General features: G+C 43.2%; 6 protein-coding genes and 3 pseudogenes. 6 read left to right on the top strand and 3 right to left on the bottom strand.

Going from position 1 to position 17,543, the window contains the following annotated elements; genetic code table 11:
* Positions 1–10 precede the first annotated feature (10 nt).
* Complete coding sequence (locus tag A3712_RS12805) at positions 11–2,818, bottom strand: hypothetical protein (RefSeq protein WP_063523784.1); 2,808 nt, start codon at positions 2,816–2,818, stop codon at positions 11–13.
* Positions 2,819–4,020: 1,202 nt separating this feature from the next.
* Here A3712_RS12805 and A3712_RS12800 point away from each other — a divergent pair.
* The 4 genes and pseudogenes from A3712_RS12800 to A3712_RS28870 all read left to right on the top strand — a co-directional run.
* Positions 4,021–9,978 carry a toxin TcdB middle/N-terminal domain-containing protein gene (locus tag A3712_RS12800; RefSeq protein WP_082856235.1) on the top strand — a complete coding sequence of 1,986 codons (5,958 nt, stop codon included), beginning with the start codon at positions 4,021–4,023 and terminating at the stop codon, positions 9,976–9,978.
* 78 nt (positions 9,979–10,056) lie between these two features.
* Positions 10,057–10,473, top strand: coding sequence for a hypothetical protein (locus tag A3712_RS12795; RefSeq protein ID WP_063523757.1), 417 nt, complete (start codon positions 10,057–10,059; stop codon positions 10,471–10,473).
* 9 nt (positions 10,474–10,482) lie between these two features.
* Positions 10,483–10,892 (top strand): annotated as a pseudogene (locus A3712_RS28300) (hypothetical protein).
* A 372-nt stretch (positions 10,893–11,264) separates the two neighbouring features.
* Positions 11,265–11,492 (top strand): annotated as a pseudogene (locus A3712_RS28870) (RHS repeat-associated core domain-containing protein); the annotation flags it as partial.
* A gap of 113 nt (positions 11,493–11,605) precedes the next feature.
* On the opposite strand, the gene A3712_RS12790 reads toward A3712_RS28870, so the two are convergent.
* Positions 11,606–12,592: an IS5 family transposase gene (locus tag A3712_RS12790; protein WP_443083596.1), complete on the bottom strand. Its 987-nt coding sequence runs from the start codon at positions 12,590–12,592 to the stop codon at positions 11,606–11,608.
* 573 nt (positions 12,593–13,165) lie between these two features.
* Between A3712_RS12790 and A3712_RS12785 the strand changes: the two genes are divergently transcribed.
* Together A3712_RS12785 and A3712_RS26760 are read left to right on the top strand one after the other, a co-directional pair.
* Positions 13,166–15,529 (top strand): SGNH/GDSL hydrolase family protein, encoded by a 2,364-nt coding sequence (locus A3712_RS12785; protein WP_063523782.1) that lies wholly within the window; start codon positions 13,166–13,168, stop codon positions 15,527–15,529.
* Positions 15,530–15,822: 293 nt separating this feature from the next.
* A pseudogene (locus A3712_RS26760) lies at positions 15,823–16,008 on the top strand (IS5/IS1182 family transposase); the annotation flags it as partial.
* 300 nt (positions 16,009–16,308) lie between these two features.
* Here A3712_RS26760 and A3712_RS12780 read toward each other — a convergent pair.
* Entirely contained in the window at positions 16,309–17,502 is a 1,194-nt protein-coding gene (locus tag A3712_RS12780; protein ID WP_063523756.1) for an acetate/propionate family kinase, read from the bottom strand.
* Between the last annotated feature and the right edge of the window lie 41 nt (positions 17,503–17,543).

Raw genomic sequence — 17,543 nt, 5'->3', positions numbered from 1 at the left:
CTATTGTTGGTTACCTTAGCAAGATCAGTGGGCCTGAGTCTCCTCCGCCACACGTCTCTGCATTGCGTGAGTAGTATCGGTGCTTAATAATAAGCTCTATATCATCCAAACCTTCAAGGTCTACTATCTCACCATATCGGTCACCCAACTTCACGGACAACCTCCAACCTGAAGCCGCAACACTTCTCTCTTTAAAGGCATACGTTGGGTTCAAAAACGCCGACTGACTCTCTTCGTCTGTCATGATGTTGGCCTTCATTTGCTGACGATAGCTGTCTTTAGCAAAGAAGTTACCATTCGACACATCCCAGAAGCGCGTAGAGTACGACACCAACTCATCTTTGATGCCCGTCTCGCCATCGGTTAACGAGCCCGGTGTACGACTGCGCATGTAGTTGTTACCACCGTACGTCAAGTAAGCTGGGGTCACCTCTTCACCAGAGATATCCATACTCACCTGCAAGTTAATAGCAATACCATCCAACTTATCTAAGTAAGTGCCCGCATCCACTAGACAGGTTAAGTCATCGTTGTCTGCAACCACTGGCCCTTGGAAGAAGTTCGAGCGTGGTAGCTCTTTCACCGTACTGAACTCTATCGTTAGCCATTGGTCTTGGCCCATGCGTTGAGTCAATTGCGCTAACTTGGCTTTAAACGCTTCATCCGCCGTCAACATCTCACCGCTGCCATCCAAGGCTGGGTACCACATCGTTTTACCGCGAAGCTTATCCACATAACCGAAGATGTGCTTTTTCACCGACAGAGTATCCGTCGCCTCTTGGCTCGTTCTCAGATTACGAATGTCATCAAAACGCTGTAACGCTTTAAAGTATTCAACCAACTGCGGGATTGTTTGAATTTTAAAGACTGACGCGCGATTGAACCCTTTATCTGGCACAACAAAGGCTTCTTGCCACTTGTACTCCAACGCTTGAACGGCATAGAACATCCACTCTTGCAGCTCTGCAAACGCTAACTCCGCGTTCAAGGCTTCTTTTGTCAGTACGCTGTAATGCACTGGGTTAGCATAGTAACGGTCTGCCTGTTGTTGCTGATTTTCACCCAACTGCGCAATCAGTCGCTCAGCTTCTGCAGTGAACCCTGCCAGCCTTTCCACTTCATAAGCCAGATAGCTCATCGACTTCGCGATGTCCACTTCGGCTGCTTCGAGCTCTAACATGAGCGCTTTAATGCGCGCCTTAGAGTTCACATCAAGTAAACCGCGCTCAAGACCTCGGATAGTCGCACGCTCTAACACTGCCAAAGTTTGTGTGTACTTGATGGCGTCATCACGTGACACGTCTTTCAGGTCTTCCTTTAAGCTAGCCAGCGCCGCTTGCACCTCGAATAAATCGACGTTGCCCGCTTCGCTAACAAAGTCATCCAGCGTGTCTAAATCGTCCTGTTTCAATAACTCACTAATATCGACATGAGCTTTGCCTGACGAGGAACCATCGCGCTTCGCTTCAAGCAACTGACTCAACGACAACTCATTCTGACCAAACTGCACCATGATTTTATCAATCGCATCATGAACTTGCTTCTCTTGCTCAAGACGCTCTATCTCAATGGTGATATTGCCTTCGATAGTCTCACGTGCTTTCTGTGCTCGCTCGACTCCCAATTTCGCCGCTTTAATGCTTTGTTGCTGTTGAGCGATTAAGCTGCCTTTTCTCTGCGCTTGCGTCTGGCTCGCGCACAGATTGTCGCCTTGTCCTACCGTACAACCCAGCAGCTTAAACAGCTGGTTATTCAGCGCTTGCTGCTCGTTAGCAAAGGTCTGTCTGAACTGGTCGCGTTGGTAGCGGTAGTTCTTATCTGCGTTTTTCGCCTCTTGCAGCGCTTTCTCTGCCGACGGTACTACGTCATACGCGCTGCTTTTGAGTAACGTTTTAATCGCGTCAAACGAGTCATACACGGTGTTGCCTTTGTCTTTGAACCCTTGCAGGAACAGGACAAAATCATCCGGAAGCCCTAGGTAGTTACCCTCACCTTTTAACCACTGAATCACTGAGCCCAGTTTCATCGTAAGGCTGTTGAGTTTTGCCTGCTCTGTAACCAGCATGGCGTTCACTTGCGCATCGCTGCCCAATAGCTGCTCAAGCTGCGTGGCTTTCGACGTCACACTGTTAAGCAGAGTTTGCGCTTCTGCCGCTAACGCTTGCATAGTATCAGTATTCGCATACACCGCTTTGAGCTTGCTCAGGTGCACTTGTTGCTCAAGCAGAGTGTTCATCATTTGATACACCAGCAGGGCGTCTTTGTACCCCACTACCAAGGCTTCGCCTTCAAAGATAGGAGAATGTTGGCCTTGGCCATTAAGGTATCGCGCACTCTGTAAATCACGATGCGGTAACTGTGTCGCATACGCTTGTGGGTGGTTATCGATAAGCGACCAGTACTCATTCAAGCTGCGCTGTAAAATATCTACGGCATTTTGACGGCTTCGCTCAAGGCTAGCGACCGAGACGTTTGCATCATTAACCCAGTCGATTCTGGCTTGATCAATCGAACGGTTCGCTAAAATAAATTCGGCAGCCGCACGGTCGTAGTAAACATCAAACAGTATCTCTTTAAGATAAAGTAAACCCGGTTTCAGTGCTGCAAAGCCCTCCACCACCTCAATGGCATTATCGGCTGTCGACTTCTCTGCATTAGCCCATAGCGTAGAAAAATCTTGGCTCAGTCTCTCAGAGCTCATCGTAGACACAATCTCGCCTAGCTTTGGGTCTAAGGTAAACATGTTATCAAGGTAGCGGAATGCGGCAGCGTTTTGTTGTTCAGCGTTATTAGAATAACGTGGGTAAAGCTTCGCCATTGTTTTTTCGATAGGTGAGTGGCGTAGCGGTGACACCACACAACGACCGTTGTTTAAGCTACCAGAAGGGCAGTGCTTCACGACAGGCTTGGTCACTGTTTTTTTACAAGTGCTGCCGGATTTTGTGTAACCACTAGGACAATAACTAATCTTTGCCTTATGCACATATTTAGCCCTCATTCCATGGAAGTAAAACCAATCGTCTAATACATTATAAAAGCCGCCGGAACCACTCAAATTTATTCCGCCATTACGAAATGCGGGTAGAGTCACAGGGGAACCGTTCCATTTCAATTGGTAGCGTCCCATCCAAGCTCTTCCTGTTCTTTCGACAACAGTTTGGCCATGCTCCACAAGTTTTTTTTTGCAAAAACCAGCCTTTGTACCACCATTAAGTCGTGGGTGTCGGTTGTCTTGAATATCATTGTAACCACTAGGGCAACCTGAACGTAAGTTTTGGGTGAATGTCTTAGTACAGCTCTGTTTATTCGCGCTCATACCATACCCCGCATCACACTTTAGGGATGCGGGTTTTAAACAACTCATGCCTTGTTTATCAAACCCTGAAGGGCAAGTGTGATAAACAAACTCCTCACCCAATGGATAAGGCGTATTATTGGCGGCCTGGGCAACACCTGACTGCATTATTGAGAGCGTAAAAAGCCCCACCAAACTGCGTTTAGTATATTTCATTATTTTTCTTCTTTGGTTTTTGATTATATAAATAGACTGTTACGATTTATCCCGAACTATTTTTAAACTAACTTTCCTCCCGTATAAATTCAGACCGATTTGTTTAATAATGGCTTCAGATATGGCATAGAAATTGTTGTACGTGATCATCGTATAAAACTTTATACTCAAAAATAACGCCCACACCTTTCCAAAGAATAACCAACTATTGATAAAATTAATATAAATCAAGTTGCATAAATAAAATATATGCTACATCAGAATAAAAACACCGTCATTATGATTTTATAAATTTTTGTGGAGAATTAAGCTACGTGAATAGGGTTTATTAGCCGCCACAAACATGACAAATCACGTCTCCCTGCGTAACGAAAACTCCCTTCTTTAACCGTGGCCATTTCCCACAACACCATTTTGCCGTATGTAAATCACACTTAATACGCAACCAGTTGAATGATTCATTTGCAATATTTATATTTCGCCAATACTTATAAAACCAAGAGATACAAATGAAGACGTTAGCCTATTCAATAGGAGTGCTGCTGGGTGGTTTAACAACCGCGGCCCTCGCCAATGAGCCGAGTGCGGTGTCGCCAACCGTGATTTCTTTACCGACAGGACCGGGAACGATACAAGGGCTTGGGGAGGGATTTAATACCCAATTAAACACAGGGACCAGCCAAGACCAACTGAATTTTAGCTTACCAACAGGCCGTAACCAGATGACGCCTGAGTTGTCGATTACTTACGACAGTGGTTATGGCAATGGTTTAGTCGGCATTGGGCGACGTTTGAGCATACCTTATATCCAACGACAAACCGTTAATGGCCTGCCCAATTACGACGACAGCCACCCCGATGTTTATGTGAATCACCAAGGGCAAGAGCTGGTTCACATTGGTAACAATGAATATCGAGCCAAAATTGAAGGGCAATTTGTTAAATACCAAAAGCTGACTAACGGCTGGCGAATGACTTTAGCGAATGGCGGTGTCTGGGTATTAGGGCAGAGCAGTAACGCACAACACCAAGACAAAAGTGGGCACAAAGTCTTTCAGTGGTTTATCGAGAGCATGACCGATTCTCATGGTAACCAAATCAACTACCATTATGACTCACTTGATAACAGCCAAGCAGTATACTTAACGCAAATTGACTACAATGACGGCGCGAGTGTGGTTGAGTTATCTTATGAGTCAAGGCCGGATCCCATTGTTTCTTACTTACCAACCTTTGAATTGACCAAAGCCCTTCGCTTAAAAAAGATAGACACTTTTAATCAGCAAACCCCGGTCATGTCTTACCAGTTTGACTATGAGGCAACGTCAGATTGGCAGAGTCTGTCTCGCCTATCACAAGTTTCAAAAGTCGCCGCCAACGGGCAAGATAGCGCCCCCCCGACCCGCTTCAAGTATACCCACTTTGACCCAACGCTTGCGGCGTCGCACTACGTCCCTTCTGCAAAGTTATTTCCTTTAAAGAGTCCAGATGTTGATTTTATTGATATCAATGCAGATGGTTTACCCGATGTGATTAACACCGGCTTTTCACCGCACCGTTATGCACTTAACCAAGGCAAAAACCCACAGGGGGAAGTTCAATTCTCTAAAATGGTGAAAATGAGCAGCCACTCTAGAAATAAACTCTCCAGCCAATATGTCAAATGGGGAGACTTAAATGGCGACGGCAAAATCAATATGCTGAATGCGATCCGTCGCAACAGCTATGTTTATGGGTTAGATGAAAACTACAATTGGCAACCGCAGGGCAATTTAGGCAACCAAACACTGTCGATTAATAGCCCTAATGCTCGATTAATCGATATCAACCATGACAGATTAGCCGATGTCTTTGTCACCAACAGTCATTCAAGAAATGGCGTTTTTGACCATACTGTTGCGATAAACAACGGGAACGGTTGGGACACGCCGATCAGCATGCCAATGCCCGAACTCAGTGTTGGGGTTCCACTGGCAAAGTCGACCTCTCATATGGCCGATATGAACGGTGATGGACTCAACGACTTAGTTCACATGGATCAAAAGTCAATGTACTTTTTCGCCGGTAAAGGCACAGGCGGTTATTCAGAAGCCATTCATGTCGATAATATTCGTGAGACTGCGAAAAGTATTCACAATACAGATAAAGTTCAGTTTGCCGATTTAAACCATGATGGCCTCGCTGATCTTGTTTACTTCAATGGGTTCAACGTTACTGTGTGGCCAAGTAAAGGCCAATCAGGACCTCAAGGAACATTAGTGTTCGGTCAACCGCTCACGTTCACACACCCCGATAAATTCGCCCCTTCTAAAACCAAATTGGCCGATATTGATGGCAATGGCGTTGTCGACATCGTGTGGTTTCGTTCTGGCAAACATGAAAAGTCGTTTACCTATTTATCCATTATTCCGGGTGATTTACCCAACCAATTGCTCTCCGTCGATAACGGCATAGGGCAAACGTCAAGCATTCAATACGCGACCGTGGCTTCTGAGATGTTACGTGATGAAAAACAAAACACCCCATGGCAACATACCCTGCCTATGGCTATGCAAGTCGTGAAATCAGTCACCACGGAGGACGCCAGTCGCCCAGGCCAAGCATCGATAAAAAATTATCAATACCGTGACGGTTTTTACTTTGCAAAAGAGCGTAAGTTTGTTGGCTTTAGCGAAGCAACACAACGCGATTTCGCTTCCCAATCAGCACCGGAAAGTCAAACTCACTACACTTTTTTACTGGGTCTTAATGACGAATCATTGCGCGGAAAGATATCGAAAATAGAAAAGAAAGATGCGGAGGGACGTCTTTTTTGGCAAGAGACATATCAGTGGTCATCAAAGCGTTTATTTGACAGTATTGATGACGATAGATTCGTGTCATTTGCAAGCAAAACGCATCAAGAAAAAAAACTCATAGAACAAGGCCGTGGAAACCCTATTTCGCTGGCATGGGATTACGATTACGATGATTTTGGTAACTTAGTCCTTAAACGCGAACATGGCCGCCTTGACGATCGCTTTCAAGATCAACGTGAAACTCGTTGGCGCTACAGTGCCGAGAATGCAACGTCATTGGCTAACTGGCAATTACATCTTCCCATTGAAAAAACCATCACCAATGCACAGGGTAAACTGGTTGCAAAAACTCAATGGTTTTATGACGATGAAAGCTTTAGTGGTGGTAACTTAGGCGCCGTGTCAACAGGTAACCTAACCGCGACTAAAAAATGGATTTCACCAAGTAAGAACAACCAAATTATTTTTAGTCAACGTTCACATTACGACTCTTACGGCAACGCGACAGAGTTCTTTGGCCCTCTTTATGGGGAGCAGCCTGGGCATAGGATTAGCGTAACTTACCAAGAGGGAATATATCCAACCAAAGAGAAACTTCACTTAGGTGGCCAGAGCCTGGTTGCCAGTGCGAGTTACGATTCTTCATTGGGCGTAATGACTCTATTTGAGGATTTTAACCAACAACAAACTCACATACAGTATGACGGCCTTGGCCGAGTCACTGATATCATTGCGCCGGGCGACAGCACTAGTGCACCCACACAATCGTTTGAATACCATTACCAACAGAATTTTGATGGCGTCATGGTCAACTGGATCCGCAGTTTACAGCGTCTTGAAAAAGATGGCCGCCATATTGAACGCCGCCAATATTATGATGGTGGCGGGCGCAATCTAATGAACGTAAGCCAAACGGAGCAAGGCCCACGAGTCAGTTTGAAGAATAATTTCGATAGCCGTGGACTACTAGCCAGTGAAAGCATGCCCTATTTTTCGGCGAGTATGGCTTTTCATTCTGGGATGGGGTCACAAGTCATTCGAAACAAATACGACGCGACCAACCGTACAATCAGTAAATACCTGCCGGCCACTGACTCGCAAGGTGAAACATTTACCTACAACGAGTACTTGCCTCTTAAGTCATGGGTACAAGATACCGCACAAACGGTTATCGGAGGCCAACACAGCGGAGCCGGTAAATGGTTAATATTTGATGGCCTAGGTCAATTACGAGAGGTAAAAGAATACGTTGGTGTGGATGTCAATGGTGAGCAAAGCACTCTGCAAGATTGGACCACCCGATATGAATATGATGCGCTCGATAATTTCACTCGCTTAACCGATGCATTTGGCAATACCCGAACTATGCTTTATGACGGTTTAAGTCGCCAAACGTATCGAGACGATCCAAACCGTGGACAAGCTTGGTTTAACTACGATGCTGCGAGTAATCTAGTTGGCACCATAGATTCACGAGGCATGGCACACACTTACCTTTATGATGGCCTTAGCCGACAACTTGAAGAGCGTTTCTATCAAGACCAAACGGCTATCCCAGCAACAGGTTTCCATTCGCTGATTCTCGATCCAAACAAGGGTAATATCTCTAAGCGGTACCAATATGATAGTAACCAAGATAAACAGCTCCATCATTTGAAAGGCCGACTTGCACAAGTTATCGATGAAGCAGGAAGCAGCTGGTTTGGTTACGATCAAAACGGTCGTCGTACTGTTGAAAAACGTCAAATCAAAGCCTTTGGTCAACAATCGGATATTTATACGACTAAGCGCACGTATAATAGCGCCGGTAAAATCACGCAACTGACTTACCCAGACAGTACCCACCTTGACTACCAATACGGTAAAGGCGGTGAGTTATTGGCGATGGGTAACATTATCAACAACATTTCCTATAGTGCCTCTGCGCAATTGAGCCATGTTCAATATGGTAATGGCATGCAAAGTGACTATGAATACGATGCGCTGAACCGACTCAAGAGCCGAGAAACCACTCGTCAATCAGACAGAACACGTCTTCAGTCACTCAATTATCAGTATGATGAGGTATCGAACTTACTCGGCATTACCGATCAACGAACAGAGCAAGATAAAAAGACCATTGCCAAAGAACTAGGGATCGAGAATCACTATTCTGAGCTCGACCAAACGCGCTTTTATGACTATGACGATTGGTATCGAATTGCACTCGAACAAAATAAGTTAAAGCTCACTCAATACCGCTTTGATCCAATTGGTAACCTTATTGCTAAAAACACCAACGATCCAATCCTAGGTGACAACAACTTAACTTTACGCTACGGCGGAAACACAGGCACTGGAGAAGATAAACGCTACAACCGACAAGGGTTACGCAAAACCGATATAGCAGGACCACAAGCGCTCACCCATGCTGATGTAGGTATCAGTTATGATGCGGCAGGTAACCAGTTACGCTCAGGGAATCAACAATTTCAGTGGGATCATGCGAACCGCTTGAAACAAGTCGATAACCCGAAAAACCAAGCAAAGTACGCCTATGACCACAACAATAAACGACGCCTCAAAGTCGTTAAGGACATTAAAGGAAAGGTCACAACAACTTGGTATATCAGTGATGATGCTGAGATTCGTGAAGGTCAGCTGATCAAGTTTGCTCGTTTAGGCAGCCACCGTGTAGCCAAGACAAGCAAAAGTGATGACACCTTCACTCCAGAAGTTTATTATATTAAACAGCACCTTGGCTCAACAGAACTGACTGTGGACAATTCTGGTCAAGTCATCAATGCGTTCAATTACGAACCATTTGGTGATGTGGAAGCGCAATTTGGTCAATCGGATAAAACGGTTTATCGTTTTACCGATAAAGAGCAAGACAAAGAATCTGGACTTGGTTATTTCTCGCAACGCTATATGAACCATAGCTACGGGCAATTCATCACCCCCGATCCTGTGTTTGCAAGAGAGGCCCGATTCACGGATCCTCAACGCTGGTCACCTTACGCCTATGGGCGAGGCAATCCGCTGAGGTATAGCGATCCTACGGGGGAGTTCATCAGTGACGTTATGAATGGGCGGTACGATTTAGGTACTGTGGGTTATCATGAAACGATGTCAAAAATGGAAAGCATTGCGGCTAAAGCTCATGCTGATACATTGCGTGAAATAAGATGTGCTAGTAACACCATAAATGAGGTAGCTGCTACTGTTGTAATTGTCGGAATTGCTGCACCAGTCATTATAAGCTCAGCCCCGGTACTTGAAGTTGTCGCTGTTGTGACAGTTACAGCTGAGGTCATAGCAGCATCTTCAGGGGCTGTTGAAACTTATATAGACGCTATTGATGGCGACGAATTTGACGCCGTTGATGCTACGAATAATCTTCTGGGCGTAGGAGCGACCGCTACTACTCATGCAGTTAAAAATTCTAAAGAATTAACAGATTTTGGTCATTGGACTACAGATCTCGTAAGCAATACTTTTGGTGTTTCATCATGGGGAGCGCAACAAGCTGCAAAGCTTGATAACAATAACTCAAAAACCAATCAATCTACTGACGGTAAGAAAAACGGAAATGATGGTATGGCAAATCATCGAGGTAGTGATAGTCCAGATAACGATGCAGAAAGTACTAGTGGGGCTGAACAGTCATCAAACACTAAGCTAGACTAAGATGACAAAATAGATCAAAACATAGCCCTGCTGAACAGGGCTATGCTATTTTTAATTAAAATATAATAGAGAGATAGGATGAATAAAGAAGATACAATTAAAACGAATGCTTGGTTTTTATTTTTTACTCTACTCCTTTGTTATTCAATTGTTATTTGGCCTAAAGTCATGGCAGATAAAGGAGACGTGTATTTTTTTTCAACAGCTTCATTCTCAATTACAATCTTTTTTTTTACATTCCTTTCACCCTATTTTATCTATTTCAATTACAATCTCCTGACGGGGAATGCAAAAAAAGACCTCTCAAGTAAAGTTTCCATTTTTATCTTAGTGCTAGCGACTCTCGCCCCTGTTTATCCAAGCTTTATGTATTACTCAGATTTGGACACTTTGAAAACTCAACATAGTGAATACTATTGTGGTGCAGAAATTAAAATAGGGCGATCAATGCCGTTACTCGAAAAGTTTTCATTCAATAAACAATGTGGAAAATAAGAATAAAGAATGGGTAAGAAAATATCAGAATATAAGTACTCGATAATATGCTTAATAAGCATTACTGTATGCAGTTACCCATTCATTTACTTCCCTTCAGGGGAATATGACTCAGATAGAATTTACTTTTTTTCTGTAATAAGCTCATTCATTGCATTTTTTTATTAACATACACTATCGTACAGCTAGTACTAATAATAAAAAATAGAGATGACAAATATCAATTTGAAAATCATCGTATCGGTACTTATTTTATCATCGCCATATCACTATCTGCTCTTTATTATTTAAAAGTTGAAGATTACAAGGAAAATAGCGCTGGCTACGTATATTGTGGCTCAATAATGAAAATGAAACTGAGAGGTTCTGTGGGGCTTTTAGAGAAGTTTGCAATATCTCAAGATAAATGTGATGAATGATTGTTATCACCGGTATTGCAATAAAAGTGTGTGCGTATTTGTGAATCAGTGACGTTTCTAAATTGGGATTTATCGGATTAGATTTTTTAGGGAAAACACGCGCGTCTAAAATGGGTAGAGCATTTGAACTAAAACCAAGCAAAGTACGCCTATGACCACAACAATAAACGACGCCTCAAAGTCGTTAAGGACAGTAAAGGAAAGGTCACAACAACTTGGTATATCAGTGATGATGCTGAGATTCGTGAAGGTAAGCTGATCAAGTTTGCTCGTTTAGGCAGCCACCGTGTAGCCAAGACAAGCAAAAGTGATGACACCTTCACTCCAGAAGTTTATTATATTAAACAGCACTTTGGCTCAACAAAACTGACTGTGGACAATTCTGCTCAAGTCATCAATGCGTTCAATTACGAACCATTTGGTGATGTGGAAGCGCAATTTGGTCAATCGGATAAAACGGTTTATCGTTTCACCGATAAAGAGCAAGACAAAGAATCTGGACTTGGTTATTTCTCGCAACGCTATATGAACCATAGCTACGGACAATTCATCACCCCCGATCCTGTGTTTGCAAGAGAGGCCCGATTCACGGATCCTCAACGCTGGTCACCTTACGCCTATGGGCGAGGCAATCCGCTGAAATATAGCGACCCTACGGGGGAGTTCATCAGTGACATTGCGAATGGGCGATATGATTCAGGTACTGTGGGTTATCATGAATCTATGTCCAGCATACAAGGTATTAATACTAAAGCTAGTTCTGGTGCATTTAGTGCTGTTAAAAATGCCTGTAATGTTACTAGTTCGGTTGCGGGTGATATAGCTTTCACTGCTGGAGCAGTTAGCCTTGCCTCGACAGCAACAGGAGCTGGCTTACCTGCTGGCGCTGCAGCAGGTGCTGTGGCTTTAAGCAGCGGCGCCATAGCTGTCTCAGATATTGAACGATAGTGATAACCAGACTCTGTTTTCCATTCCGATATTGTTCCATCTCTCAGAGCCGTTACCGCTTTGTTTCTGGGATGACCGTCTTCCCAAAGAGCTGCATTCTTTCGAGGCAGTATTAACGGAGTACAGCCTTTATTTTTAAGAGTCTCGTAGCAATTTTTTGTGTCATATGCTCCATCGGCGGATACGGCAGCGACCTTTCTACGTAGTGGGTTGAGTAACGTCGGTAGCACTTCACTATCGCCTACATTTACAAGACTGACTTCCGCGCTAATCACTTCGTGAGTATCCACATCTACAGCTAAGTGCAGTTTACGCCATGTCCTACGTTTTTCTGCACCATGCTTTTTCACTTTCCACTCACCCTCACCAAAGACTATGAAGCCCTTAGAATCAATGGCTGTATGGCGAATAGCCCCTCTCGATTTATTGCGATATTTAACCTGAACTGTCTTCGAGCGTTTACTGATACAGGTGTAGTCAGGGGACGTTAGTGGAACATCTAATAGCTCAAAAATAGAGTCGATCAAGCCTTGAAGAGCACGTAAAGGAAGAGAGAAGATGCCCTTAATCATCAAGGCGGTTTCAATCGCTGTATCAGAGTACTGAAAGCCTCTACCACGCTTACCATGATGGGTTTTGCATCGCCATGCATCTACGGCTGAATCATCTATCCAGAATGTAACCGAACCACGTTTACAAAGGGCCTTATTGTACTCCGCCCAGTTAGTTATCTTATTGTTTGATTTACCCATATCACCGCCATTCCAATCGTTCCAAATGATCAGATCGCAGGACTTGGAAAAGGTTCAACTAATTTAGGCAACAACGCCCAATAAAGTGAGAGAAAAATTACTCAAAAAAAATTCCTAAACAATACCAAAGCCAAACTAGATGTGACTTGGGAAGAATTAGCCGAGCAATCGGGGATTAAACCAAAAACATCGAAGGCCTATAGAATGACTGAGTATTCAGAAAATTATAGAATTATTCCCGACCTCGCAAAATTTGCTCAGAGATAATATGAAGCCAATTGAATTTCAACACACCTCACAATACAATTGGTAAATCAACTCAATCAATGATAGAAAAGAATAAGACTTTTAGCATTAGTTAATTCATCGGGGTCTTTGTAGGCTAAACAATAGTTATTTTTCTATTAAGCGCTGGGAAAGAATCGATAAAAAAATGCTCTTTAACATCCTCATGGGGGTGGTTTTGCTTATTTTTTAAAAACAGACCACAAAATGATAATAAGAAGTTCTTCATCTAAAGCTGATTGAAACAATCAAGGTTAATAAGCTTCTAATACAATGAACGGGGAAAATATGAAACTCAGTACTTGCCTGGTGATCTTTTGTACATTTATAACTACATTCAAATTATACGCCTCTGATACAACACCATCTATAAACATGGTAATTACCAACAAAACTCGCAGTATATTAGACATTTCCAATGTAAGTGTTGAATCAGATATTTCTCAGCATTCATTAAACCCGAACGAAACATTATCTGTTGCTAAAAGTATCAGTTTTATATTTCCTAAGTTATGTACTCAAAGTCGATTATACCCTAACGCAGTCTCCACAGATGGCTCCCGACACAATTGGACCATGAAGTCGTCATCAACGTTAGATTTTAACTTAAATACCTCGGGACTTGGTAAAGCCATAACTTGGCCGAATTTCACAGCGCTAGACTTATACTCCTGCGCACCACTGCCAGCGAAAGCCTACCAAAAGTTTATGGCTCAATTTGGTCCTCTTAAATTTAGTGTAGGTAATAACCATATTGAGTATCGCTTAGCAGCACATGCAGGAGCGGGGTCCATGCAGGGAACCCTGATTGATAATGGCTATGTCTATACTTGGTGTGCTTACAACTCAGATTCTGCTCTCAATAAATGTCAGTCGGAACTTTCTCAGCAAACAAAACTATTATTAAATCAACATATCAATACTCATCATCAGCCGACGTATCTGATACAAGTTTTTGAGCTACCGAAGAACCAGACACCATACAGTGAGATCTTCTTTTTTGGTGATAGTTTAACCGATACTCACAATGCGTTCAGTATCAGTGGCGGGGATCTGCCCAAAGGTGTGTTTTACAATGGGCGTTGGGCTGATGGCCTAATGTGGCCCGACTATGTAAGTATGTTGACGGGAATTCCTAGTCACAATTATGCGTTTGGGGGTATGAGAGTATCACGTCGGTTTGACGCAAATTTAAGTGCGGCAACGCATATCAAAACATTGAACACTGATATCATATTCATGCCTTCTGGATTTCCTATGTCGCCAAGCTTAGAGGATGAACTTAGCGTTGCGATGCCTCACTTAAAACGTCGTTTGGCTAAAGCAAAGGTTGAACGTAAAGTGATGACGACTTTCCTTATGGGAGGCAACGACTTTATGGCGATGGCAGGTGGAGAAATTGAACGTAATTATCCATCAATTGTACAAACTTTGATTACTAATATCCGTCAAAACTTAATTGCGAAGCTTAACCATCATGAGCAAGAGCGGATCAGCATTGCTCTTTTTGAGCTTCCTGACATTAGCATCGCACCTCAGTTGTACCATTCAATGCGCGATGGCGTAACTGTAACTACCTTAGAAAAATTTCGTCTGCAAATTGAATTGTTTAATCAAGAATTGGGGCGTGCATACGAACGCCTCAGAAGTGACTACCCACACATAGAATTTCTCTACATACCTATTCACGATTGGTTAAAAGACATCCAGAGAGAAAAAATGCACTATGGCTTTTCTAATGGTCTTTACGGGGGCAATTATCATCAGGGATTATCAGCTCAGATGTGGGGACAAGCCAAAACCATGCTTAATCAACAAAGTGAAAATAATGGTACTTTGCGAAATATTAATGATAGCAGTAACTTTTTGGGGATCTTTAATTTACGTGGTGATAATGAAACAGCCGGGGCGGTAGGCGTGGGTTCCATAACTGCTGGACCAATGGAGAGCTTTGCCAGTGACTCTCTAATTCCATATCGTCCAAGTCTTATAAATAAAGCTATAGTTGGTGGAGCTGTTCACCCGTCGGCGAAAACACACTTTATTCTCGCATCCCATTTTATTTTTCAACTTCTTACGATACCGGAAAATTATGCCTCATCGGTTATGATAAAAAAAATATTCGATACAGAAGGCTTTAGGCCACAAATTACCCAACAGAAACGTATTACGTTCGCGAGCCTACTCGATTTTGCAGATAATACTCATAAAGTACCTGATTTCGCGGGTTGCGCTAATGGAGAAACGTGTCATTTTCGCAACGGTAACGATAAGTATGTCTATTCTGATGGTTTTACACCGAAAACTTTCCGAGTAGTTAATCATTCGGCAAATCCCAACTGTCCTGATGGAAATTGCTCTGTGTTCACTGTTTTTAATGCTCGGGGTTATTCACGCAATATTAATAACCTTGAATACTTACGCTTATTCCCTACTGATGGTTCGGGGCTGGTGATCCCACTCGGAAGTTATTCTCAGCTAAAATTTAATCTCAAGTCGCCCTATACTGACTTCTCTGTAAGGACTGAGCAAATAGAAAAGCATGGGGTTTGTAAGGTATTAGCCGTGAGTCACGGAATGTGGGGAACGACAGATGGGCGATGTTTTAATGACGATTATACTGTCTGTATTGCTGGAAAAGGATGCGAATAAAAGGTCTACCTGAAAGTCCGGAGTTGTTAGTAAAACTACAGGTATTGCATAGTGAAAAGCCTACTATCAGGAGTAAAGGAAAGTAGGCAAAGTATATATGATGATAATCAAAGTCAGTAATCTTGTTGTGTGTCGATCAGATCTGACTGAACGCTCTCCAGTTAATAAGCGTGAAACTGGCTTAAGGGAAGCGAATAAACATGTAACGTAATCAGAGACTCATCGTCAGCCTGTAAGTTCGATATCAGATTGGTATAATTATTTGCACTAACATATGGTTAGAATAAGCATTAGAAAAGTGCTATGGCTACCACATGCATTTGATATCTGAAACGGCGATGTATCGAGTCAAACACTTGCTTGGTGGACGGCTAAGTCTCAGAAATTACAACGCACAAGTAAGTGAAACTTACGCGATGATCAAAGCGTTGAACAAGCTTACAGGGCTTGGTATGCCTAAAACCTGCCATATTGGCTAACAATTATCCTAAATGGGGCTGTTCGGCTTCGAAAATGGATTACGTAACAAAGCCACTATTCATTTGAGACGAAACCTGGATGACTTGACTGCCTCTATCAAAATTTTAATTTGTGAACTTTCGAGACATAAGCAAGTTAGCACAAACATGCTGAATTAAGGAAAAAAATGAAATACAGCAATAAATAGAGCTAGTAATAAACATGCTGTCACACGCTGCTTTACGATAATCTATTAAACATGTAATTAGAAAAAAGCGAGCCACTTGGGCTCGCTTTTCAATATTTAGTTTTAAGCTAAATTACAGTAGTTCAACTGACTGCTGAGCAATGACGAACTCTTCATTGGTTGGTATAACCATTGCTAGTGCGCTTAGCATCTCAGACTTAGCGATGATGCCGCCTGCGCCAAATCGAGCAGCTTCGTTGCCAGCAACATCTTCAACAAAACCTAGGATCTTAAGGTTTTTCAGGATCTCACGACGGATTGGTAGAGAGTTCTCGCCGATACCACCAGTAAAGATGATGCCGTCTAGAGAGTCTAGTGTTGCAAGGTAAGAAGCAACGTATTTAGCTACGCGGTATGTGAATACTTCGAAAGCCAGCTTAGCGCCTTCATGGCCCTCTTCCATCGCTTCTAAAATGCCACGAGCATCGCTCGTTAGACCAGACACGCCTAGGAAGCCAGACTCCTTGTTAAGAGAGTTGAAGACTTGCTCTTGTGACCAACCTTTCTTAAGTAGGTATTCGATGATACCTGGGTCTAAATCACCACAGCGTGTACCCATCATAAGACCAGAAAGCGGTGTGAAGCCCATTGATGTATCAACACTGTTACCATCTTTGATAGCACATACCGATGCGCCGTTACCAAGATGAACAGAGATGAAGCTAGATTCTTCAACAGGCTTATTTAGCATCTTCGCAGCTTCACGGCTTACAAAGTAGTGGCTAGTACCGTGGAAACCGTAACGACGTACACCGAAGTCTGTGTATAGCTCTTTAGCGATTGCACCAGTAAATGCGCGTTGTGGCATTGTTTGGTGGAAAGCCGTATCAAATACAGCGAACTGAGGCAGAGAAGGGAAAGCTTCAATCGCTGCGCGGATGCCGATAGCACCTGCTGGGTTATGAAGTGGAGCAAGATCAGATAGGCTCTCAATCTCGTTCGTTACTTCTTCAGTAATGCGAACCGTTTGAGTGAACTTCTCACCACCGTGAACGATACGGTGACCGATAGCAACGATATCAGCCGTAAAACCAAGGTCTTCCATCAGGCCTACCAATTTGCCAATAGCAATCTTGTGGTGGCTACCTTCACCCTGAATAGCAATTTCAGTTTTATCGCCTTGATATTTCCAGCTCATACGAGCATCTTCAAGACCAAAACACTCCCCTAAGCCACTCAACACTGCTTCACCAGAAACAGAATCAATGACAGCAAATTTTAGGGATGAACTACCCGAGTTAATAACCAGAACAAACGAATTAGACATTGGATATGGATCCTGTTGCATTACGAATTAGATGAAGTGTT

The sequence above is a fragment of the Vibrio sp. HI00D65 genome, from assembly GCF_001635455.1.
Taxonomy (GTDB): Bacteria; Pseudomonadota; Gammaproteobacteria; order Enterobacterales; family Vibrionaceae; genus Vibrio.
The sequence above is the reverse complement of the archived record's forward strand: the minus strand, read 5'-3'. Positions and strand labels throughout refer to the sequence as shown.